The following is a 19,750-nucleotide window of genomic DNA, read 5'->3' on the forward strand; positions in this document are numbered from 1 at the left end:
CCGCTAGTCCCTGTAGGTGATCACCATGCCGTCATAGGCTGGGGTGATGTGGTCGGGGGTTTCGTCGACAAGGGTCTGGTAATCCATGTCGATATGCATGTTGGTCAGTACCGCGCGGCGCGGGGCGGCGCGCGCGATCCACTCCAGCGATTGTTCCAGGTGGGAATGCGTCGGGTGCGGCGTGCGGCGCAGCGCGTCGAGGACCCAGCAATCGAGGTTTTCCAGAACCTTCCAGCTCTCCTCGGGGATCTCGGCCACATCCGGCAAATACGCGAGGTCACCCATCCGGAACCCCAGCGCGTCGATCGAGCCGTGGTTGACCTCGAACGGGCGCAATGTGATGGCCCCGCCCTGGCCCTCGATCACCACGTCGCCCTTGATCGTGTGCATGTCCAGAATGGGCGGATACGGGCTGTCGTCGGGCTGGATGAAGGCATAGCCGAACCGCGAATACAGCGCGTTCTGCGTGTCGCCATCGGCCCAGACGGGCAAGCGCTGGCGCATGTTGAAAACGATCATCCGCAGATCGTCCAGCCCATGCACATGGTCGGCATGAGCGTGCGTATAGACCACAGCGTCCAGCGCACCCACGCCCGCATCCAGAAGCTGCGCGCGCAGGTCGGGCGAGGTGTCGATCAAAACGCGGGTGATGCCCTCCTCGCCCTCGCGCTCGATCAGCATCGAGCAGCGGCGGCGATAATTCCGCGGGTTTTCAGGGTCGCAATCGCCCCAGTGCCCGCCAAGGCGCGGCACCCCGCCGGACGAACCGCAGCCCAGGATGGTGAATCGTGTCTCTCCCATCAGGCGGCAGCTTTCCATTTTGCGGCCTTCCAGAACAGCCGGTCGAAATTGGCCTGCGTCTGCGCGGCGAAATCGGGCCAGTCCATGCCAAACACCTCGGCGCCCACCTTGGCCGTATGCACGGTATAGGCAGGTTCGTTCCGCTTGCCGCGATAGGGCGGCGGCGCGAGGTACGGCGCGTCGGTTTCCACCAGGATGCGGTCAACCGGGGCGGACGCGAAGATGTCGCGCAACTCCTGGCTTTTGGGAAAGGCCGAGATACCAGACATCGACAGGTAGAACCCAAGGTCGAGCGCCGCCTTGCCCAGTTCCGCACCGGACGAAAAGCAATGCATCACGCAGCTATATGCGCCGGCCTTGTGCTCTTCGGTCAGGATCCGCGCCATGTCTTCGTCGGCGTCCCGCGCGTGGATGATCAGAGGCAGGCCGGTCTGCCGTGCCGCCTCAATATGCAGGCGCAGGCTCTTCTGTTGCGCATCCGCGCTCTCGGCGGTGTAGTGATAATCCAGCCCCGTCTCGCCGATGCCCACGAACTTGGGATGCTTCGCCAGCGACACCAGCGCATCGACCGTCGCCATCGGCTCGTCCGCCACGCTCATCGGATGGGTGCCGGCGGCATAGAAAACTTCCGGATGCGCCTCGGCAATCGCCCGCACCTGCGGCTCCAGCCGCAGCTTGGTGCAGATGGTGACCATCCGCGTCACCCCGGCCTCAACCGCGCGCGCGATGACGTCGCCACGCTCTTTGTCGAAGGTCTCGAAATCAAGATGGCAATGGCTGTCGGTGATCTGGACTTGGTCGGTCATGGGGCCTTGGGTCTGATGGTGCTCAGAGGGATGTAGCGGTCTGCTGCAACTTGAACACCGTATCAAGCACCAAGGCGGCAGGGTCAAGGTTGACCGCCCGCCCGTGACGCGCCCGTGCGCCCACCTCCTGCGCGCAATCGGCCCAGGCCCGCGCCTGCACCGGGGTGCCCGCCAGCTTGCCGATGACCTCGGCCTCGCCCGGCACGGCCTCGGGCGGCACGGCACCTGTGGCCCCCGCCCGCGCGACCCGGGCCAGGAACATGTCCATCAGCGCCAGCAGCAGGTCCAGTTTCTGCTCGGCACCGCGCTGTGCCGCCGCTTCGGCCAGTTTCAGCGCGCGCGGGCGGTCCAGCATCGGCAGGCTGGCCGCCAGCCCCACGATCTCGGCATAGATCTTCAGGCCGTCGAGATTGTAAAGCCGCACCGCCTCGCCGGCCGAGCCGCCGGACAGTTCCGCCAGCCCCGGCGCCTGCGCGCCCGGGTCGATCCCGGCCTGATCCAGCGCCGCGATCACGTCGTCCGGGCTCAGCCGCTCCAGCCGCAACTCGCGGCAACGCGAACGGATCGTCGGCAATAGCCGCGCCGGCTGATGCGCCACCAGCAAGAGCGTGGTGCGCGAAGGCGGCTCCTCCAGCATTTTCAACAGCGCGTTCGCAGCCGAGGTGTTCATCTCGTCTGCGGCATCGATGATGACCACCCGCCGGCCGCCATCCACCGCGCTCAGGTTCACGAAATCGGCCAGTTCGCGCACCTCGTCCACCCGGATCTCGCGCGAGAACTTACCCTCTTCGAAATTCTTCTGCCGGTCGCTGTCGCTGGTGCCCTGTCCGCCGCGCCGCACCAGGTGCAGCCCCGGCTCGGACCCCGCCAGCACGCGCCGCGTGACCGGATGATCCTCGGCAATCTCCAACGTGTCGGGCGCAGGCAGCGCATCGCCAAACAGCCCTCCACCATCCGCCTCCGGGTCGGGCGTGGCCAGCAGGAACCGCGCGATCCGCCAGGCAAGCGTCGCCTTGCCCACGCCGCGCGGCCCGTGGATCAGCCAGCCGTGATGCAGCCGGCCCGCGTTGAACGCCTGCAGGAACGCGCCCTGCGCGCCGTCCTGCCCGTAAAGGCGGGACGTCTCGGCCGGGCGCGGCGCGCCGTCGATGCGATCGGGAAGCGGGATGTCACGGTCCATCATGTCAGGCGCGGTTCTACCGCGGCCCGTACATCCGCCGCAATCGCTTCGATCCCGCGATTGCCGTCGATCACCACGAAACGGTCGGAAAATTCCACGGCAAGGTCTAGGAACCCCTGCCGCATCTGCGCTTGAAGGCTGGCACCGAAGCTCTCGAACCGCTCTTCGCTGCCGCCCCGCGACAGCGCACGTTCCAGTCCCGTTCCCGGGTCCATGTCGATCAAAATGGTTAGGTCCGGCTCGCGCCCGATCATCAGGTCATGCAACGCGTCGACCTTTCGGCGCAGATCGCCCCGGCTCAGGCCCTGGTACATCCGCGTGCTGTCGGCGAAACGGTCGCAGATCACCACCTTGCCCGCCGCCAGCGCAGGCTCGATCAGCCGCTCCAGGTGATCGCGGCGCGCCGCCGTGAACAGCAGTAATTCGGTCTCGGCCGACCAGCGGTCGGCATCGCCTTCCAGCACCAGCTTGCGGATTTCCTCGGCGCCGTCGCTGCCGCCCGGCTCGCGCGTCAGAACAACGTCACGCCCCGTGCCTTGCAAATGCTCTGCCAGCAGTCGCGCCTGCGTGGACTTGCCCGACCCGTCGATGCCTTCAAAGGTGACAAAGCGGCCCTGTCCGCTCAAAGCGTCCCCTCGGGCCCCTGTTGCAGCCGTTTCAACAGCACGCCCGCCACCGTCTTCAGCCGCACCGCAAAGCCGCCGACGGCAACGCTTTCGGCGGCCACCAGCGGCACGCGCATCTCCGGCAGGCCCTCGGGCGTAAAGACCAGCTGGGCCAGTTCGTCGCCCTGTGCGATCGGCGCGCTGACCGGTCCTTCATAGACCACTTCGGCCTTCATGTTGTCCGAGCCCAGCACCGGCACCAGCGTCGTCAGGTCCTCGGCGGGCGTCAGCCCTACGGTTGCCGCGCTTCCCATCCAGACTTCGGCGCGCGAGACTTCGTTTCCGGCTTTGACGATCTCTTTTTCGGCAAATTGGCGAAAGGACCAGTTCACAAGGGCTTCCGCCTCTTGTGCTCTTTGGGCAGCGGTTTCCAGTCCCGACAGTACGAACACCACCCGGCGCCCGCCTTGCTCGGCCGATCCGGTCAGACCATAGCCTGCCGCCTGGGTATGCCCGGTTTTCAGACCATCCGCACCGATCCCCAGCTTCAGCAAAGGGTTGCGGTTCTGGGTGTTCTGCGGCGCACGGCCGTCGAACTCGTACTCCGTTTCGGCGAACATCGGGTAGAAATTGGGGAAGTCCACGATCAGCCGCTCGGCCAGGATCGCCAGATCATGCATACTCATCCGGTGTCCCGCGGCGGGCCAGCCGTTCGAGTTGGCGAAGGTCGAATTGGTCATGCCCATGTCGCGCGCACGCTGGGTCATGAAGCGGGCGAACCCGGCCTCGGTGCCGTCGGGGCTCAGCGCCTCGGCGATCACGGCGCAGGCATCGTTTCCCGACAGCACGATGATCCCACGCAGCAGATCCTCGACGCTCACGCGGTCGGTCGTGTCGAGGAACATGGTGGACCCGCCATAGCTCATGGCGTGCTCCGACACGGGCAGTTTTTCCTGCAACGAAAGCCGCCCGTCGCGAATGGCCTCGAACGCCACGTACAGCGTCATCAGCTTGGACATCGACGCCGGCGGCAAGGGCTCGTCGGCATTGTGGCTCAGCAGGACGGTCCCGGTACCCAGATCCTTGACATACGCAGCCTTGGCGCTGGTGTCGAACGCCTGCGCCGGCAAGCAAAGCGCAATCACCGCGACACAGGCGGTCAGTAGTCGTGCAAGAATGGTCATGGGCGTCCCCGTATCAGTTGGTCACAGCGTACGCATCATCAAAACCAACGTCTTTGACCTTTTTCAACAGGACAGATTGTTCAGACTTGCTTTGTGCCGGCCCGACAATCACCCGCCAGAAGGTCTTGCCCTGCGAGCTTTGTTTTTTAACGATCGGAACCATGCCTTCCTGCCGCATGGCGGTGGCGGTATTCCGCGCATTCTGCTCGACCGAGAAGATGCCGATCTGCAAATAGGGCTTCGACAGCGGCGAGTTCGAACTCACCGGCGTCGCTGCGGCCTGGGTCGGTTGCGGCGCAGGCTCGGTGGCGACGGCGGCCGTGGCCCCGGCCGTCTGGGTCGCCGGTCTGACTGGCTCGGCGGCCTCGGCGCTCTCGATCGCGGCGGCGGCCCCGGCCAGCGGATCCAACGTGGTCTGCTCGACCGCGGCGGGGGCGAGCGAACCCTCTGCGCCCTCGGTCTCGGCGGCGGCCAGCGCCTCGGGATCGGGGGCGGACTCGCGGCGCAGGGCCGTCACGTTCAGCTGCGCCGGCGCACCGGCCAGCATCCCCAGCGCATCGGCGGCATCGGACGACACCTGAAGGATCGGTCCCGGATTGCTGCGTTCGCGGCGGAAAAGCGCGCCGATGACGAACTTGCCGTTCTTGGTGTTGCGGATGATAACGCGCTCGGGTTCCTGCACGTCCGGGTGCGCGACCCAAACGCCGCCCAGCGATGGCCGCCCGTCCCACAGGCCCTTGTCGGTCACCTGGAAGACGTCGGGTGCTTCCACGTCGCGTTCGATCAGCTTGACCGAGTTGTCCGCCGAGGTCACGTCCTCGGCCTCGCCCTGCTGGGATTTGAAAAGGCCGAATTCTCCGCCCTCGGTACAACCGCTCAGCACCAGCGCAATCACGCTGGAGGCGGTGATCAGGCGCACGCGCGCACCTCTGCCCGTCCATTGAAATGTCATGTTTCGTCCCTTGCCTGTCATGCACCGTTTTGGGTGCGGGTGCCGGTTGTCCGGCGTTCGCTCGAGCGCGCAGCCACCTGCGCTTGGCCGCAGAATAGCCGGTCCGGGCCGTTCTGAAAAGTCTGCAAAGTCAATTGGGCAAAAATCGACGGAAACTGATGTCTTTAAGAATCGCCAAAGCCACAGTAACAACGCCGGACGCGGAGGCTTGGCAGAGTGGTCGAATGCACCGGTCTTGAAAACCGGCGGGCGTGAAAGCGTCCCCAGGGTTCGAATCCCTGAGCCTCCGCCAATTCCACAAACACTGCAAACCTCTAAGCACCTGAAAATAGACGCTTAATTCGGATTTCACGCCCTCGGCAACGTCGGTATCCGTCATTTTTGCTATACAATACGCTATACATTTTGCTATACCTTTGCTGGCGACAATCAGGGGTTTCACAACATGGCGATCAAGAAGCGCGGCAAGAAGCTGTCGCTCTATAAGCGCGTTCCGAAACGGTATGCGTCAGTAGAACCACGCAAGTTCGTGTGGCTTGCCCTACACACAGACAGTCAGTCAGAAGCCGAACGCAAAGCGGGTCCAGCCTGGGAACAACTGGTTGAGGCATGGGAAGCCAAGCTTGCAGGCGACACCCAAGACGCTGAACAGCGCTTCGCCGCGGCGCGTGACCTGGCAGCAGCCCGTGGCTTCCGATACCTCCGCGCCGAACAAGTTGCCCAACTACCCAAGAGTGAATTGCTTGAGCGGATCGAGGCTGTAGGCGGCACCGACACAGATCCAGACATACGCGATGCAGAGGCTCTGCTTGGCACCGCGAAGGAATCAGAGATAACCGCCAGCCGGGCGCTCGAACTGTATTGGACACTGACCCAGGACAAGACGCGCGGAAAGAGCGACGATCAACTTCGGCGCTGGCGCAATCCCCGGATCAAGGCGGTCAACAACTTCGTTGCGGTAGTTGGAGACAAAGCCATCAGCGATATTACTGGCGACGATATGCTGGATTTCCGCGCGTGGTGGCTTGAAAAGATGGAAGCTGACGGACTGACGCCGAACAGCGCGAACAAGGATCTGATACACCTTGGCGATGTTCTGAAAACCGTGAACCGCATGAAGCGGCTTGGGTTGGTTCTTCCACTCAGTGACCTGGCGTTCAAAGAGGGTGAGAAAAAGCATCGCCCACCCTTCTCCGAAGAATGGATCCGCGACAAGCTACTCGCGCCAGGTGCGCTAGATGGGCTGAATGATGAAGCGGCGAGCATCATCCTTGCAATGATCAACACTGGGGCGCGACCTTCCGAACTGGCGGCGCTGACCGCTGAAAACATCGTGCTGAATAGCAACGTGCCTCATATCAAAATCGAGCCGGTTGGACGCCAGCTCAAGAGCAAGAACGCGCGCCGAGCCATTCCCCTAGTTGGGGTTTCGCTTGAGGCCATGCGCAGGCACCCACAGGGCTTCCCACGGTATCGCGAAACGTCTGCCGGTCTGTCTGCTACCGTGAACAAGTATCTGCGCCAGAACGGCCTGCTAGAGACGCCAGAGCATTCCCTATACGGCCTGCGTCATTCGTTCGAGGATCGGCAACTTGCGGCGGGTGTAGATGAACGAGTTAGGCGCGATCTGATGGGCCATACATTGAACCGGGAACGCTACGGCAAGGGCGCGTCCCTTGATCATCTGCAATCGCTTCTTCAAGCGACTTGTTTGTGAAGGGCGGCAACAGCGCGCGCACGACTGATCACATCGCCACTTTCGTTGAGTATCGCGATTTCCTTTTCGATACGCTCGAAAATGGGAAGGTATGCCGGATCATGGCACACAAGAACCGCCAGCCTGCGGTGCGCGGATTGCAATGATCTGAGTTCGATACCTTCCATACCAAACACTATAGCAACCGCGCCAACAGAATGACTTGGAGAGTGAAAAAAGTTTGCCCTTGAATCGCGCCTCGCGGGGCTAGCAACCAAGACAGGTTTCAACGCCAAAGATAAACAAATTTTCTACAAACTCTAAGGTGGGATACGAGCTCACCGGTAACGCGCATAGCAGCTACGACACGAGCCGGATCAACGTCTTTTAGATCGTCTTCGAAGTCGCCACCAGTAACAATATCATCTAACTCCAACACCAAGTCCGAGTATTTTGAGAAGCGACAGCCCAAGACTTGTGGACCTATTTCTTCGAAGCTAGACGAAGCCATAATGGCTCCCCGTAGCTTCGTTGCCAATTCTTTGTTCAATTGCGGATCGTGCTTATCGGCTAACCAATATTGGATTGCAAACTGCTCGATACGCTTCAAATCTGCGATTTGGTCAGAAATTGCGCTGACCTCAGAGCTGCGAACTGACAGAAAAACCTGCACCAAAAAACCTAAGAGCGCACCGATCAAACCGCCAAATACAGCTACGACAAATTCCATTTAATTATCTGGCTTTGCACTTTCCACATGCTTCCAAAGGCGACGCTCGAAGCGAGCGTAGCCGGGCCAATCATAGTCGATTTTCATGAATTTCTTAAGGTCACTCGATTTCCAACCCTCCTTACGGACCAGGCCGCCAAATGCTTCTTCGAGGAATGAAGAACCGAAGCTCTCTACACCTTCGAATGAGACTATAACCTGAGTGCCATCAGCTTTCGCCTGTTCGAGCGCTGGTGCTAAAAACTCCACGCGGAATTTCTTACCATTGCTTTCGACGCTATCGGTTTCGTCGCGGCCTATTGGATAGGCACTAAAATCTTCCGCGATGCTAATCCGAATAGCTTCAGTCATTAGTTTCACCTTCGGACAGCTTGAGCTTCCATTCAATGAGCGTCCCCCCAATAGAATTTGGGAACGATTTCCGGACTGTAGATCTACCGTGCTCATATTGCCATAATCCTCCGCGACTACAAATAGTCAGACATCCGTTCTCGACCGTATCAATCAACTCCTTCATCTGAGGAAGGCCCTGACCGCGATACTCTAGATCGGAATGCGAGTTCCCAAACCGCATCGCGCAGTCAATATATGCGCTATCGTCCTGAAATTTAAACTCTCCCTCGCTCGATAAAAGACTCTTGAGGTATTCCCAAGCTTTCTCTTTCAGTGGCTGCCGTGGATACGACACCGGAATGGATATTCCCTGATCGTATATCGAAACTGTGAGCAAATTGTTACGGCCATCGACCGACGCGGTTACCCAGAATTTACCCAGGTTAGGAAATGCGTATTCATAGTCAGAAGGATACGCCCATTTAGAAACATTTACCATTGCCTCGCCTAGGGCGCTGTTCAACGCCATGCGTGTATCACGAGATAGCCGACTGCCATCAAGCGAAGCTATCAACTCAAGAAGAGCTTTCGAAATTCGCTCTAGGTCAGTGCCGCTTTTTCCGCTCAAAGCGCGAAGGTAGAACACGTCGTCCGAATCCACTAAATCCAACTCGCTCTCTTCGAGTTGGCCAATTGCCTCAAAGAAGCCCAACCGGAACAGGGGGAGGAAAGCTGCATCGCTCCATTTGTCCAATTCGATCGCTGGCGGCGCACTGCCTATGATTTCCGCTGCGCGGTGATACTCTGCGGTCATGACTAATGCGACCGCCGGCGAGAGGTTCTCAATCACGGAGAAGTCGAAATATGTCTGCGTTCTTTTCAAACCTGTGACCCGCCTAGGCACCTGCAGCCAAGCAAAAGTCCCAGGTTTTTCAAGAGCTTTTCTTGTGTTTAGCCTGTTCCTGACTGTATCTAGAAAACCAATTGTTTCCTCAGGGCAGCTAGAGATACATAGATTTGAAGGTGGTGCGAGCGGTCGTTGCAAAGACAGTATTTCTTCGGAGGCGTAACCCTGCCATGCTGTCACGCGATGTGCACCGACATACCTTGGCTTACCTTTTCGGTGAATTGGCCTTCGATTGAAAGACCTTTGCTGTGCTCTCGCTCTGTTTAACAACCAACGCTTATAACGAGGGGTCAGCTTCTTCATGCGCCATCGAACTCTTCGTATATTGTCGAGGCAGCATGGTTTCTTGCGGGAGGAAGAACAACCGTAAGAAATAGCCTTTCAGCCAACTTTACTAGTGCTTGCGCCTAAAATGCCAACTTATGCTGGTTCGAACCCCGCGCCGATGACTTACTTACGGTGGAAAATGGCGCGGGGTTCGACTTGGAGAAGCGGCCTTTGCGCCGCATGTTGTAAATATGCCACAGTGCAGATCTAGGCGCAAGGTCAGAATGCGCCAAACTTTGGGTTGTCTTCGTATTTGCCGGGGTCTGGCTGGCGGTGAAGGCGATCAGCCGCGCGTTGCTCGTGAAGTAAGGCCAGGCCTTCCTCGATCTGCTCATCAGACCAACCAGCGGCCTTCTTCCGCTTCACATACTTTTTGTCGGCTTGGCGCTCTTTGGTCGCCTGGTCTGCGTTGGCACGGCGTTCGCGTTCGCGATCTGCCTCACGCGCCTTGGCATTCTCTGCGCGCTCTTCAGCAGTCTTGCCAGGCACCTTCTCATAACCCCGAACCTCGCGACCTTCCTCTGCCGCGATCTTGTTCGCATAAGCCTCGCGCGCCTCTTTCAGTTCCAACTGGTATTCCAATGAGGCCCGACGCGCGGCTCTACGCCGATCATTCCTTTCTTCCTTTTTTGCGAGGTTGTCTGCCTCAATCGCCTTGATCTTGGTCTTCACCAACTCGCGCAAGCGCTTCGACAAGCCACTTGTGGCTGCCTCTCCGGCGTCTGCCCTATGCTCGACCTCATCATCCGAAAGCAGGTTATCAAGCTCGGCTTCGAACCGCTCGACCTCGTTAGCCCTCAGCACTTCATGACTGAGGCCAGCGTCGGAGTCTTCTGCGCCGGAACAGAAGGCGACCTTGTGCCCGGAAGCTTCAGAGCTTTTCTGTGGCTCCTCCTCGCCGTCGATGCTATACTTTGGCATTAAGTTGCAAGTTCCTTCTGCTAGAAGATCTGGGCTGGTGCGCCAACACCAGCCCATTTTCGTTTCAGCCCTTTGTCGCCATCTCGATCAAGCGCGCAAATTCACTTGCAAGGCCACGGTCGAAGACCTTGGCTTCGCCATCTGCGGGAATGGACACAGCAATGCCCTGCCCCTTGCCCTTCAAGCTGAATTTCCCATGCGTCGCAGAAGTGCCTTCTTTGGCTTTGCCGTCGCGCTCACCTGAGAGAAAGCTGCGTATCTCAGATGCCAGGCTACCAGCCTCGTCAAAAGAGAAGCCGGTCAACTCTCCATCGTCAAACCTGATAACCAGGCCATCCTGTAACTCGTTGATATGCACGCCGGGTATTTCGTGGTTGATCAGCCCTTGGCTCTGAGCAAGCTCGATCAGCTTGGCGAGAACTTCGCTCATGTTTACCGCGCCCATGTTCGCGGCCATCTGTTTGAGTTGGGTGATACGTTCCTGTGGAACCTTCAAAGTGGGGTGGTTTGACATCGTGTGTCCTTCATTGGTCAATACTCAGCCAGCATAAAGGAATACCCTTGAATTGTCAACAAGGGAACCCCCTTGCATTCGCATTTTCTAACGAGTCACCAGAGCCGCACCAGGAGCGCGCGAAGCGCCTCTCGGAGTCCCTACCCAGCCGGAATAGCTGGAGCCCCACTCAGCGGCGCGCTCAGAGTCCCTGGCAGCGCACTACGGGTCCAGGAAAGGCACGGCAGCCGCGCCACTTCCAAGAGACGCTGAAAACGGAACAGCCGCCGCGCTGTTTAGTGAAGGGTCTCGAAGCCGAGACAGTTCGTGAGACCGAGAGGGTCCAGTTCCTTCGGGTGAGAGAGAACTTCTGGATCGTCGCGCGCAGCGCGACGGGCAAGGCCGAAGGCCGCGCAGGCGAGGGCCGCAGGCCCGAGGTGTCTCCCCAGCCGCAGGAGGATGTCCGTGGGAATTTCCTGAACCGTTATGATTATATATCTTTTCTCATTTCCATATACATACAGGAAATTCCCACGGACACGCCTTTTTCGGGTGTTTTTCTGTGTTTTTCTCTCACATTCCACTCTCCGGGCGCGTTCTGTTTCTTACATGCTACGCTCCGGGCGCGCGAACCCTTCCGTTCCGGCTACGCTTCCGCGCCGAACCATTCCTCAAGCTTAACCTCGAAGGTCCACGGCGTGGAATCTGAGCCGGACCAAGCCGGTGCCGTCCATTTTTTGACTGCATCGAAGCCGCGCGGCTGGAAGAAGAACGGCCTGTAACCGCCCTGCCCCTCGAAGAATTCCCGGATGGTCGCGAACTGTTATTGTGTGAGCGCGTCCCAACGCAGATCAATCGCATATGCGACGTGATTGAGGCCGTTCGGGGCGGCTTGTGTGTAACCGTCACCGAACTCAGCTTTCGCCAAATTGATCTTTGGCGTGTGTTTCGTTCCCGGTGAAGGCGCAACCGGCGGGATGAACGTCGCAAGTGCCATCAGCGGTTACGTCCATTGTTCATCATGTTGCCAGGCCGATGCTGGCGACGCAGCTCATCTACGACGACACCACGCATCGTGTTTTCCATTTCGCGCGCCATCTTCTTAGCCAAATCGTTGTTCTGTTCCGGCGTCCCGGCGCCAGCCTCGACCGTCACAGGCGCGTTGATGTTGATCACCTGCCCAGCCATCGCCGGAGACTCAGAGCGCCCTTGTGAGGCGGTTCTGAGGCGTGCTGTGCCTCCTACCAGCCCGCCAGCGGCATAGCCCTTCTTGGCGGCGCTGTGCAGCGCTTCCAGGTTGCCAACGCCGATCCGGTTGGTGGCCTGTTTCGACATGACGTATTCGCCCTTGTGAACGATCCCGGCAGGCTGAAACTTCCCACCAGGCCCGGTAAAGCCGCCTTCCGAAAAGCCCAAGCCACTCAGCAAGCCACCGAAGAGACCGCCACCGGCCCCTGTGAATATGGATTTGAACACGCGCGATGCGGCCATTTGCGCCAGGTCCGCGATGATCATTTGCAGGGCAGACCGGAAGTCATGCGCACCAGTGATCAGCCCCACGAAGGCGTTCTCTGCCGCGCCGCGCATCCGCTCCTTCGCCGTCTCGAAAGCTTGAAGGCGTTCTTCAGCCTGGGCGACCGATTGATCCGCTTTTGCATATGCCGCTGCCGCTGCTTTGATCTCCGCGCGAAGCTGCGGCGTGATCGTCACTCCTTGCCGCTGGGCTTCGTGCAGCAGTTCAGCTTCGCGGCGCGCTTGCTCGATTGCCGGGGCCAGATCACGGCCAGCCAGCGCAACCGCTGCAAGGGCGGCTGCCTCAAGCTCAAGTGCGCGCGTTTCGTCACGAATTGCCGTCGCAGTGCGCGCATAGTCATCGGCCGTGCGGCCGCCACCGCCACCTCCGCCACTCGACCGGCTCGGTGTGGTCACGTTCTCGTGCAACATCGGCGGCGCAGCCCTTGGCCTGAGTGAAGTGGTAGGCGCCTGCGGTGTTGCCTGACCGTTATCCTGCCTGCGCCGCGCTTCGACCTCTGCGCTACCATCGCCACGCCCAGAGCTGACGTAACCGCCCGGCAGGTTGTTGCGCAGCTTCACCGCTTCAACCGTGGCCGTGCGGATTGCATCAACCAGGTTCCCGATGTTGGCGATTGCGTTCTGGAACCTCGCACCGTCTACCGCCGCCAGCTCTTTGCGCACCGCGTCTGCCTCGTCGGCAAGGTCGGTCATTTCGCCGGTGAAGTCTTCGGCGCTCATACCGCCGCTATCGAACTTGCGCGTCACATCGTCGATCCCGGCGATGATATCAGCCAGTGCATATCTGGCGTCTTCGTTGTCGATCTCGAACACCCGAATGCCGCCCGGCTGCGTCATGGCGTTCACTTCGCGGAAAAGCTCGGCATAGGTCTCGCGAAGGTCGATGACCTCGCCCTTGTTCTTCTCAAGCGCTGCGGCGTTCTGGTCCAGGGTGTCGAACACCTGGTCCCCGAGGATTGCGCGGCCTTGCGCCTCACTCTCGAAAAGCGAGTCCAGGGACTCACGCAATCCCGCCACGCTGGCGATACCGTCCGCGATCTCAACCGCGACACGCTTGCCGAAGCTGGAAACGCGCGTGGTCAGCTCTGCGAACTTGCGATCAAGCTCGTCAGCGCGGCGCACCATGCTTTCATCCATCACGAAGCCCAGCTCATGCGCGCGGTCGATAGTTTCGCGCAAACCGGCGGCCCCTTGGTCGATCAGTTCGACGAAGCGCTCACCGGCGCTGCCTCCGAAAATTTCATCGGCCACGCGTATGCGTCCCGCTGTATCAAGACGGCGAAGCCGCTCGATAATTTCCAGCATGAGCGCGCTAGGGTCTTTCAGCTTCTCACGAAGATCCTCTGCACCGAAACCAAGCCGTGCGAACGCTTCGGCTGCCGGTCCCTTGCCGGTCACTACGAATTCATCGGCGCGCAAGTTCAATTCCTTGAAGCCATCAACCATCTGGTCAATGCCGATGCGGTTCTGCTCTGCGATGTATTTCCATTCCTGAAACGGCTCGACCTTCATACCAGCACGCTCCGCTTCGTCGCCAAGCTTGGCAACGGCCTTGGTGGTCTGGCCGATTGCCCGAACCGTGCCAGCCGACGCGACACCGGCAGCGATCGGCAAGGCAACGCGCTTGAACGCAGCAGCGGCGGCGGTCCCCGCCCTGGCGTAGCTCGCGCTCATGCGGTCTGCCGACTGCTTCGCGCGGCGTTCCATGTTCTGCGCCGCCCGACGCTGCGCCCGGTTGGCGCGCGCCAGACCCTTTTCAAGCTGTGTGATCCTGGCTTCGACAGGAACGATCAGGCCGGGAAGGTTTGTGTCATTCATTGCTCATACCTCAGAAGGTGAAAATCTCGGCGTCTTCGCCGGTGTAGCTCGATTTCATGGACTCGCCCGCCACCGCACGGTGAACAGCCATAGCCGCCGCGACTGCACCGTCGATGCGGTCGGTTTTCCGGTCCTTGTGCATCCGCACGAGGCCCGATGACGGGTTGCGCGATGCAACCACGCTATCAAAGTGGTGGCGCAGCACCGGATGCGCGTCGTGCCGGATCAGGTGGCCGTTAACGACACGTTCCAGATCACCAATCGCCACGCCCATACTCAGCGGAGCCTGGCGCAGCTCGATCACCGGCAAGCCGTCATCGTAAAGCCGCTGCATGATCTGCCGGGCAAGATGGGGGTCAAAGGCGATCTCGCGCACGTCATGGCGCGCGGCCAGCTCGCGCAAATGATCCTCGACAGCTTCAGGGTCGATGATCGGCCCAGGCGTGGCCGTGATCACCCCTTCGTCGCGCCAGCGCTCATACGGCACCCCGTCCCGCTCACTGCGCCCTTTCAGGTCATCGCCAGGCACGAAGAACCAGGGCTTGATGGTGATCTGCCCATCATCATGCAACCAGGCGGCGACAACGGCGGCTGTGTCGCCAGAAAGGGCCATGTCCACGCCGATCCAGCACGGCAGCGCTTCCAGGTCCGTTTCGTCATCATCGAAGTGCCGGGCATCGTAGGCCATCATGCTGAAGAGCGGGTCGCGGCTGTTCCCGTGCCAGATATTGAGGTTGTATTGCTGGAAGCTGTAGCGCTCTGCCGGGTGATCCTTGGCTTCATTCGCCAGGCTGCGCAGACCGGACAGGCTCGGGAAGCCGTGCTGCAAGCCGGGGTTTACCCGGTGCCAGACTTCCTCGCTCTGCCAGTCGTCATCCGGCTCAGCGGCAAAGATGATTGGCAGGAACTCGGGGTTGTCGATCTCGCCCAGGGCCACGCGCCTGGCGTAGTCGTATTGCTCTGCGGCCAGGGTCTCGTGGCCGCGCCCTGCCGTGGTGGCGATCACCAGAAGGCTATCGTCGGTCTTTGCCAGCCCAGACTTCAGAGCTTCCCAAAGATCACGCCCGGTCCAGGCGTGGATCTCGTCAGCCAGAACGAAGGCCGGTGTGGTGCCGTGCTGGGCGCGGCCATCACTCGACACCGCGCGCAACCGCGCACTGCTACCAAGGTGCGTGATCTGCTTGGCGCTGTTGAAGGCGTCGTGGATCCGCGTAGCCGCCACCAGGCGCTGGTCTTCGCGGATGATATCGGCGGCTTCCCGAAAGCCGATACCGGCCTGTTCCCGATCAGAAGCCGCGAAGATCACCTGCCCGGCAGGCACCTTCTCAGGGCCGATCACATGCAACAGCGACAGTGCAGCGGCCAGGCTGGTCTTCCGGTTGCCCCTGGGCAGCATCAAGAAGACTGTCTTCACCACGCGCCGCCCGTCTTCATGGCGCGGCCCATAGATGCGCCGCACGATCCGCTCTTGAAACGGCGCAAGCTGGAAGGCTCTAGGGTGGCTGTTCGCGGCTTTGGGCGCGCGGTTCTCGTTCACCGCTGCCGGGTGGCGCAAGCGCTTGAGAAACGTGACCGCGCGCTGCCCATGCCCCAACGGGTCAGGGATTGCGCTGCCATCGTCGATCCAGGCAGGGTATGCGCTCGCCTTGGTCACGTTACACCGCCAGCGGATTGTCGGCGTCGTCATCGTCCGGCACGGCAGCACCGATCCGGGCGCGGCTGGTCGGGGTCAGGCCGTATTCAGCGGCAAGCTGGCGGGCGGTCTGCATGTAGCGGATTTGCAGACCGCCCAGCTTCAGATCGGGCAAGGCACCGGCGCTCATCGTGTCCGCGATCTGGTGCGCGGCTCCTACCGCAACGCAGTAATGCTCCACGCCTGCCAGGTCGGCTTTCGTGATGATCTGCCGGGCAATGAGCTGCGGCATGATCCGCTTCCACTCTGCCTTTGCATGGGCCGAAAGATACTTCGGCACCGGCGGCGCTTTCATCAGGGCGTCACTGTCAGGGCCAAGGGCAGGCTTCACGCCGCGCGAATGAACACTCATGCCACCCTCGCGCAACGCAGCTCAAGACCGCGCTTGCGGCCCAGCTCTGCGATTTCTTCAATGTCATAGGTCGCGCCGTCGAAGGTCACGCGGTCGGCGGTCGTGATCCCTGCCAGGTAGCGGATGCGGAACACTGCGCCGCCCGTGTCAGCCTCACCGAAGCCTGCGAGGTATTCTTCGGCGGCAAGCTGCACCAGCTCAGCCCGAACCGTCGCTAACGTGGTCCAAGCCTTCGACACCGAACCGCTTGCCGCGACGGTTTCTGCCTGGCGCTCAATGGTGATCTGCCGATCAAGTTTGCCTGCCTTGATCATAGTCACACGCTCCACCGGATCACGCCTTCAACGGTGCCGACGCCGTGGCAGTAGGCCCGTTCGGGGTCAGGGTCGCGCATGTAGGTGAAGCTGGGGCGCTCATAGCCATCAATACCAACCGTGGCGCTCTGCGGCGCATCCCAGAGCGCCACTGATACCGCTGCGCCGATCTGCCGGGCCATGTCTGCCCCGTCTTCAAGCGCCCAGATATGCAGGTCGATGAACACGCGCGACAGGAACGCGCCGCCACCGGCGCGGCCCAGGTTGATAAGTTGAGGTGACGCCAGGATGATGCACGGCAACTTGTCCGGGCGCGTCGATCCTGCCCGAACGTGATCAGCCGGAACAAGCTCGCTCACGACCTGGTTCTCGATCAGCGCCGCGCGAATGGCTGTCTGGAATTCAAGGCTGGGGTCGATCATTTGCCGCCCTCCGCTGCCTTGCGAACGGCCCTACCCACGGCGCGCTGAATACGGCGCAGCGCCTTCGGCTTCGCGATCCGCGCACCAGGACGCATGAACGGCTGGGCTTCGGCCTTCACCGTGCCGAACTCTTGCAAGTGGCCGTGGCGAACGCCTTCGTTTCCAACCGTCACAAGCGCCTGGTTCTCGCCTGCCGTGCGCTCGCCGCCACCCTCTGCGTAAGGCGGCGTGGTCTGGCCGGGCGGGGTCACTGTGATTGACGCTTTCAGGTCGCCTTCATCGACTGGCACAAGCGCGCCCATTGCGCCGGCGACTTCCTCTGCACCTTTGACCAGGGCAGGTTGCACGTCGCGCAGGACCGTTTCGGGAATGGCTTTCAGGCGCTCGCCCAGGATGCGCGACTGTTCCGCCAGGCTCTTAGTCTTCGACATGGCCGGTCACTGCCTCCCTGTAAGAAGCCAGCAGATCGTGGACGCCGAACGGCACCGGGCGCAGGGTCACGTCGCTTGCGCTTTCGCGTTGCTCATACCAGTAGGCGGCAAGCTGAAGTGCGGCTTCGGTCAACACGGCTTCACCAGGCGCGAACGGGCTGCCGGTGTAGTTGCCGATCCAGATCTCGGCGGCGTCCAGCTTGTGCGCCAGCAGCGTATCATCAAGATCGTGTTCAAGGTTGAGCTGCGATTTCAGCAAAGCAACCGGGGTCAGTGCGGCCATCAGCTCGCCTCCAATTCTGAAAAACTTATTTTCGGGCTGTCTTGTGCGGACCTCCCCCCGCCGGTCCCCGAAGTTAACGAATAATTAGGGATACCCCCCTCACGCTTGCACTCGACTTGGAGCCGGCGAGCTGCGAGTTTCAAACCAGGGAATTGAGTGAAAGAGGTTCTTCTGTGACATGGGGATTTGAGGTTGGTCGCACCTACAATCGGCGCCAAGACATCCACGCTAGGTTTGCCGGCCAACAACAAGGCGGCATTATCACTCCCAAAGAGCACAACCTGGTGATTGTCATCACTGGCGAGGAAGGCGGTCAGCACGGTTACAGTGATGCGTTGCGCCCGGATGGAGTGTTTGAGTATTTCGGCGAAGGCCAAATCGGAGATATGCTCATGGTTCGCGGCAACAATGCCGTGGCGAACCACACCGAGAACGGAAAGGATCTCTTGCTCTTCCGAAAGACCAAAGAAGGTCTGAGATTTGAAGGGCAGTATGTCGTCGAGGGTATTCTTGAGCGCCCGGCGCCGGACACAGAAGGCAACATGCGCAACGCATTCGTTTTCGAGCTGCGCCCGCTCGAAGCAGTTATAGAAGCTGTAGATGAAATGCCGATCGAACCTGCGACCGATGATCTCAACGCGATGCGCCAGCGCGCACTTGCAGCAGCATCCGATAGTCCGCAGCCGGGCAAGTCTAAGAGGGGCACGGTGTTCGAGCGAAGCAAAGTTATTCGTGATTACGTCTTGGCGCGCGCCAAAGGCAAATGTGAAGATTGCGGTGAGCCTGCGCCATTTTTCACTCCCAGCAACGCGCCGTTTCTGGAAGCGCATCACATTCGCAGGCTGAGTGACGGAGGACCGGATGATCCGCGGTTCATGATCGGCCTTTGTCCGAACTGCCATCGTCGGGCGCATTTCGGGCGCGATGCGAAGGTGCGGAACGAAGAAATGCTGAACTTCGTCAAACTTATCGAAGGTTTCTGAAGAGAGCGCGATCATGCTCCGCGCTCCTGCCGTTGCTTCCGGCGATTGTGGCAGGACGTGCAAAGCGGCTGCCAGTTAGTGCGATCCCAAAACAGGTGCATGTCGCCACGGTGCGGCTTGATGTGATCCACCGTGGTCGCAGGTGCACCACAGCCGGGCCAGGCGCAGTGATCATTCCGCTTAAGGAACGCATCACGCGCAACGCGCCACTCACGGCCATAGCCACGCTGTGAGGCCGTAGGGCGATTGGCATCGTGCCGGCGATTGCGCTCACGGGTGCGCGCCACCTGGCAGGCGCAGCGGTGGCCGTTCGGCACTGTCTTGCCGCATATGCAGATATGGAGCGGCTTCGGCATCAGACGGCCATCCCCTCACGCATGACGGCCAGCCCTTGCAGGCTTTGCAGCCCTGCCCTGTCGAACTCGGGATCAAGGCCTTGCTCAACGTTCGCCCGGCGCTGGTCTTCGTTTTGGGCGGTGTCCGCTTCATCTGCCTCACCGTGAATAGCCTTCAGCTTGGCGACGTGCGCGTTGAAGGCGTCGGTGATCTCTTGCGGCGTGGCATTCCAGGCTGTCTCCGGGGTCCAGCCAAGCCAGCCGGTTGCGAAGCCGTAAAGCTCTTTGAACAGCTTGCCCCAAGGTGTCGGTTCTGCCGTGCTGGGCTGTGGCTCTACTTCATCCGGGGGTGCGGGAAAAAACGCGGCTACCAGGCTTAGGCAGGGCACCTGGGCGGCTTGCTGGAAGCTTCTCAGCGATTGCCTGGCCGCGTGGGCGAACAGCGGGTCACTGGCTTCTTTACAGGCGGCTGCGGTGATCACATGCCAGATCGTGCGCGTATCGAATTCCTCGATCTTGTGCAGCAACGGGGCGAACCCGCCGTGCAGCCGCTCAAGATGGATTGCAGCCCGCAAAGATGGACGCAGGAACACGGTGTTGCCACCGTATTCCAACGCGATTTCGTCATATGCGAGCTGCGCTTTCATGGTC

25 protein-coding genes and 1 tRNA gene are annotated in these 19,750 nt (G+C 60.7%); 4 read left to right on the plus strand and 22 right to left on the minus strand.

Going from position 1 to position 19,750, the window contains the following annotated elements:
- Positions 1-3 precede the first annotated feature (3 nt).
- The 6 genes from XM53_RS18245 to XM53_RS18270 are packed head-to-tail and all read right to left on the minus strand — an operon-like array spanning position 4 to position 5,528.
- Complete coding sequence (locus XM53_RS18245; protein WP_057796006.1) at positions 4-801, minus strand: MBL fold metallo-hydrolase; 798 nt, start codon at positions 799-801, stop codon at positions 4-6.
- Complete coding sequence (locus XM53_RS18250; RefSeq protein ID WP_057795944.1) at positions 801-1,607, minus strand: TatD family hydrolase; 807 nt, start codon at positions 1,605-1,607, stop codon at positions 801-803. Before XM53_RS18250 ends, XM53_RS18245 begins: the two co-directional genes overlap by 1 nt.
- A gap of 22 nt (positions 1,608-1,629) precedes the next feature.
- Positions 1,630-2,787 (minus strand): DNA polymerase III subunit delta', encoded by a 1,158-nt coding sequence (locus XM53_RS18255; protein WP_057796008.1) that lies wholly within the window; start codon positions 2,785-2,787, stop codon positions 1,630-1,632.
- Entirely contained in the window at positions 2,787-3,413 is a 627-nt protein-coding gene (tmk, locus tag XM53_RS18260) for a dTMP kinase (protein ID WP_057795946.1), read from the minus strand. Before tmk ends, XM53_RS18255 begins: the two co-directional genes overlap by 1 nt.
- Entirely contained in the window at positions 3,410-4,576 is a 1,167-nt protein-coding gene (locus tag XM53_RS18265) for a D-alanyl-D-alanine carboxypeptidase family protein (RefSeq protein ID WP_057795948.1), read from the minus strand. Before XM53_RS18265 ends, tmk begins: the two co-directional genes overlap by 4 nt.
- Positions 4,577-4,589: 13 nt before the next feature.
- On the minus strand, positions 4,590-5,528 hold the full coding sequence (locus XM53_RS18270; protein WP_057795950.1) for an SPOR domain-containing protein: 939 nt from the start codon (positions 5,526-5,528) through the stop codon (positions 4,590-4,592).
- A 202-nt stretch (positions 5,529-5,730) separates the two neighbouring features.
- On the opposite strand from XM53_RS18270, the gene XM53_RS18275 reads away from it, so the two are divergent.
- A tRNA-Ser gene (locus tag XM53_RS18275) sits at positions 5,731-5,820 on the plus strand.
- Positions 5,821-5,973: 153 nt separating this feature from the next.
- Complete coding sequence (locus XM53_RS18280) at positions 5,974-7,245, plus strand: tyrosine-type recombinase/integrase (protein WP_057795952.1); 1,272 nt, start codon at positions 5,974-5,976, stop codon at positions 7,243-7,245.
- Here XM53_RS18280 and XM53_RS23175 read toward each other — a convergent pair.
- The 6 genes from XM53_RS23175 to XM53_RS18305 all read right to left on the minus strand — a co-directional run bounded on the left by XM53_RS23175 (position 7,227) and on the right by XM53_RS18305 (position 10,956).
- Positions 7,227-7,412: a hypothetical protein gene (locus tag XM53_RS23175; protein ID WP_144435605.1), complete on the minus strand. Its 186-nt coding sequence runs from the start codon at positions 7,410-7,412 to the stop codon at positions 7,227-7,229. The two genes, XM53_RS18280 and XM53_RS23175, sit on opposite strands and share 19 nt — an antisense overlap.
- A 98-nt stretch (positions 7,413-7,510) precedes the next feature.
- Positions 7,511-7,954, minus strand: coding sequence for a hypothetical protein (locus XM53_RS18285; RefSeq protein WP_057795954.1), 444 nt, complete (start codon positions 7,952-7,954; stop codon positions 7,511-7,513).
- The gene (locus tag XM53_RS18290) at positions 7,955-8,305 is read right to left on the minus strand and encodes an STAS-like domain-containing protein (protein ID WP_057795956.1); all 351 of its coding nucleotides are present in this window, start codon (positions 8,303-8,305) and stop codon (positions 7,955-7,957) included.
- Positions 8,298-9,497, minus strand: coding sequence for an ATP-binding protein (locus XM53_RS23180; RefSeq protein ID WP_144435606.1), 1,200 nt, complete (start codon positions 9,495-9,497; stop codon positions 8,298-8,300). Before XM53_RS23180 ends, XM53_RS18290 begins: the two co-directional genes overlap by 8 nt.
- Before the next feature lie 243 nt (positions 9,498-9,740).
- Positions 9,741-10,442, minus strand: a complete 702-nt coding sequence (locus XM53_RS18300) for a hypothetical protein (RefSeq protein WP_057795960.1) — start codon at positions 10,440-10,442, stop codon at positions 9,741-9,743.
- 64 nt (positions 10,443-10,506) lie between these two features.
- Positions 10,507-10,956: a hypothetical protein gene (locus XM53_RS18305; protein WP_057795963.1), complete on the minus strand. Its 450-nt coding sequence runs from the start codon at positions 10,954-10,956 to the stop codon at positions 10,507-10,509.
- Between the two features lie 278 nt (positions 10,957-11,234).
- Between XM53_RS18305 and XM53_RS23185 the strand changes: the two genes are divergently transcribed.
- The gene (locus tag XM53_RS23185; protein WP_057795965.1) at positions 11,235-11,717 is read left to right on the plus strand and encodes a hypothetical protein; all 483 of its coding nucleotides are present in this window, start codon (positions 11,235-11,237) and stop codon (positions 11,715-11,717) included.
- 41 nt (positions 11,718-11,758) lie between these two features.
- Here the strand turns inward: XM53_RS23185 and XM53_RS23190 are convergent, their stop codons facing one another.
- Genes XM53_RS23190 through XM53_RS18345 form a run of 8 tightly spaced genes read right to left on the minus strand, consistent with a single transcriptional unit; the run spans position 11,759 to position 17,781 of the window.
- Positions 11,759-11,932, minus strand: coding sequence for a phage tail protein (locus XM53_RS23190; protein WP_144435607.1), 174 nt, complete (start codon positions 11,930-11,932; stop codon positions 11,759-11,761).
- Positions 11,932-14,286, minus strand: a complete 2,355-nt coding sequence (locus XM53_RS18315; RefSeq protein WP_057795967.1) for a hypothetical protein — start codon at positions 14,284-14,286, stop codon at positions 11,932-11,934. The genes XM53_RS23190 and XM53_RS18315 overlap by 1 nt, the downstream gene beginning before the upstream one ends.
- Positions 14,287-14,296: 10 nt before the next feature.
- A complete protein-coding gene (locus XM53_RS18320; protein WP_082631109.1) occupies positions 14,297-15,940 on the minus strand; it encodes a terminase large subunit in 1,644 nt (547 codons plus the stop codon).
- A gap of 1 nt (position 15,941) precedes the next feature.
- Positions 15,942-16,331 (minus strand): P27 family phage terminase small subunit, encoded by a 390-nt coding sequence (locus XM53_RS18325; RefSeq protein WP_057795971.1) that lies wholly within the window; start codon positions 16,329-16,331, stop codon positions 15,942-15,944.
- Positions 16,328-16,645, minus strand: coding sequence for a phage head closure protein (locus XM53_RS18330; RefSeq protein WP_057795972.1), 318 nt, complete (start codon positions 16,643-16,645; stop codon positions 16,328-16,330). Before XM53_RS18330 ends, XM53_RS18325 begins: the two co-directional genes overlap by 4 nt.
- 2 nt (positions 16,646-16,647) lie before the next feature.
- A complete protein-coding gene (locus tag XM53_RS18335; RefSeq protein WP_057795973.1) occupies positions 16,648-17,067 on the minus strand; it encodes a DUF3168 domain-containing protein in 420 nt (139 codons plus the stop codon).
- Complete coding sequence (locus tag XM53_RS18340; protein ID WP_057795975.1) at positions 17,064-17,498, minus strand: HK97-gp10 family putative phage morphogenesis protein; 435 nt, start codon at positions 17,496-17,498, stop codon at positions 17,064-17,066. Before XM53_RS18340 ends, XM53_RS18335 begins: the two co-directional genes overlap by 4 nt.
- Complete coding sequence (locus XM53_RS18345) at positions 17,485-17,781, minus strand: head-tail connector protein (RefSeq protein WP_082631110.1); 297 nt, start codon at positions 17,779-17,781, stop codon at positions 17,485-17,487. The genes XM53_RS18340 and XM53_RS18345 overlap by 14 nt, the downstream gene beginning before the upstream one ends.
- Positions 17,782-17,954: 173 nt before the next feature.
- Between XM53_RS18345 and XM53_RS22715 the strand changes: the two genes are divergently transcribed.
- Positions 17,955-18,764, plus strand: a complete 810-nt coding sequence (locus XM53_RS22715; protein WP_082631111.1) for an HNH endonuclease — start codon at positions 17,955-17,957, stop codon at positions 18,762-18,764.
- Between the two features lie 11 nt (positions 18,765-18,775).
- On the opposite strand, the gene XM53_RS22720 is transcribed toward XM53_RS22715, so the two are convergent.
- Positions 18,776-19,120: an HNH endonuclease gene (locus XM53_RS22720; RefSeq protein ID WP_082631112.1), complete on the minus strand. Its 345-nt coding sequence runs from the start codon at positions 19,118-19,120 to the stop codon at positions 18,776-18,778.
- Positions 19,120-19,746, minus strand: a complete 627-nt coding sequence (locus XM53_RS18355) for a hypothetical protein (protein ID WP_057795979.1) — start codon at positions 19,744-19,746, stop codon at positions 19,120-19,122. The genes XM53_RS22720 and XM53_RS18355 overlap by 1 nt, the downstream gene beginning before the upstream one ends.
- Between the last annotated feature and the right edge of the window lie 4 nt (positions 19,747-19,750).

The organism is Roseovarius atlanticus (assembly GCF_001441615.1).
GTDB lineage: Bacteria > Pseudomonadota > Alphaproteobacteria > Rhodobacterales > Rhodobacteraceae > Roseovarius > Roseovarius atlanticus.

Excerpts from the sequence above, each read along its gene's own strand:
- XM53_RS18355 (WP_057795979.1), bottom strand. The coding sequence starts at position 19,746 with ATGAAAGCGCAGCTCGCATATGACGAAATCGCGTTGGAATACGGTGGC.
- XM53_RS23175 (WP_144435605.1), bottom strand. The coding sequence starts at position 7,412 with ATGGAAGGTATCGAACTCAGATCATTGCAATCCGCGCACCGCAGGCTG.
- XM53_RS18305 (WP_057795963.1), bottom strand. The coding sequence starts at position 10,956 with ATGTCAAACCACCCCACTTTGAAGGTTCCACAGGAACGTATCACCCAA.
- XM53_RS18270 (WP_057795950.1), bottom strand. The coding sequence starts at position 5,528 with ATGACATTTCAATGGACGGGCAGAGGTGCGCGCGTGCGCCTGATCACC.
- XM53_RS18290 (WP_057795956.1), bottom strand. The coding sequence starts at position 8,305 with ATGACTGAAGCTATTCGGATTAGCATCGCGGAAGATTTTAGTGCCTAT.
- XM53_RS18330 (WP_057795972.1), bottom strand. The coding sequence starts at position 16,645 with ATGATCAAGGCAGGCAAACTTGATCGGCAGATCACCATTGAGCGCCAG.
- XM53_RS18300 (WP_057795960.1), bottom strand. The coding sequence starts at position 10,442 with ATGCCAAAGTATAGCATCGACGGCGAGGAGGAGCCACAGAAAAGCTCT.
- XM53_RS18245 (WP_057796006.1), bottom strand. The coding sequence starts at position 801 with ATGGGAGAGACACGATTCACCATCCTGGGCTGCGGTTCGTCCGGCGGG.
- XM53_RS18280 (WP_057795952.1), top strand. The coding sequence starts at position 5,974 with ATGGCGATCAAGAAGCGCGGCAAGAAGCTGTCGCTCTATAAGCGCGTT.
- XM53_RS18325 (WP_057795971.1), bottom strand. The coding sequence starts at position 16,331 with ATGAGTGTTCATTCGCGCGGCGTGAAGCCTGCCCTTGGCCCTGACAGT.
- XM53_RS18315 (WP_057795967.1), bottom strand. The coding sequence starts at position 14,286 with ATGAATGACACAAACCTTCCCGGCCTGATCGTTCCTGTCGAAGCCAGG.
- XM53_RS18250 (WP_057795944.1), bottom strand. The coding sequence starts at position 1,607 with ATGACCGACCAAGTCCAGATCACCGACAGCCATTGCCATCTTGATTTC.
- XM53_RS22720 (WP_082631112.1), bottom strand. The coding sequence starts at position 19,120 with ATGCCGAAGCCGCTCCATATCTGCATATGCGGCAAGACAGTGCCGAAC.
- XM53_RS18285 (WP_057795954.1), bottom strand. The coding sequence starts at position 7,954 with ATGGAATTTGTCGTAGCTGTATTTGGCGGTTTGATCGGTGCGCTCTTA.
- XM53_RS18255 (WP_057796008.1), bottom strand. The coding sequence starts at position 2,787 with ATGGACCGTGACATCCCGCTTCCCGATCGCATCGACGGCGCGCCGCGC.
- XM53_RS18265 (WP_057795948.1), bottom strand. The coding sequence starts at position 4,576 with ATGACCATTCTTGCACGACTACTGACCGCCTGTGTCGCGGTGATTGCG.
- XM53_RS23180 (WP_144435606.1), bottom strand. The coding sequence starts at position 9,497 with ATGAAGAAGCTGACCCCTCGTTATAAGCGTTGGTTGTTAAACAGAGCG.
- XM53_RS18340 (WP_057795975.1), bottom strand. The coding sequence starts at position 17,498 with ATGTCGAAGACTAAGAGCCTGGCGGAACAGTCGCGCATCCTGGGCGAG.
- XM53_RS18335 (WP_057795973.1), bottom strand. The coding sequence starts at position 17,067 with ATGATCGACCCCAGCCTTGAATTCCAGACAGCCATTCGCGCGGCGCTG.
- XM53_RS23190 (WP_144435607.1), bottom strand. The coding sequence starts at position 11,932 with ATGGCACTTGCGACGTTCATCCCGCCGGTTGCGCCTTCACCGGGAACG.
- XM53_RS18345 (WP_082631110.1), bottom strand. The coding sequence starts at position 17,781 with ATGGCCGCACTGACCCCGGTTGCTTTGCTGAAATCGCAGCTCAACCTT.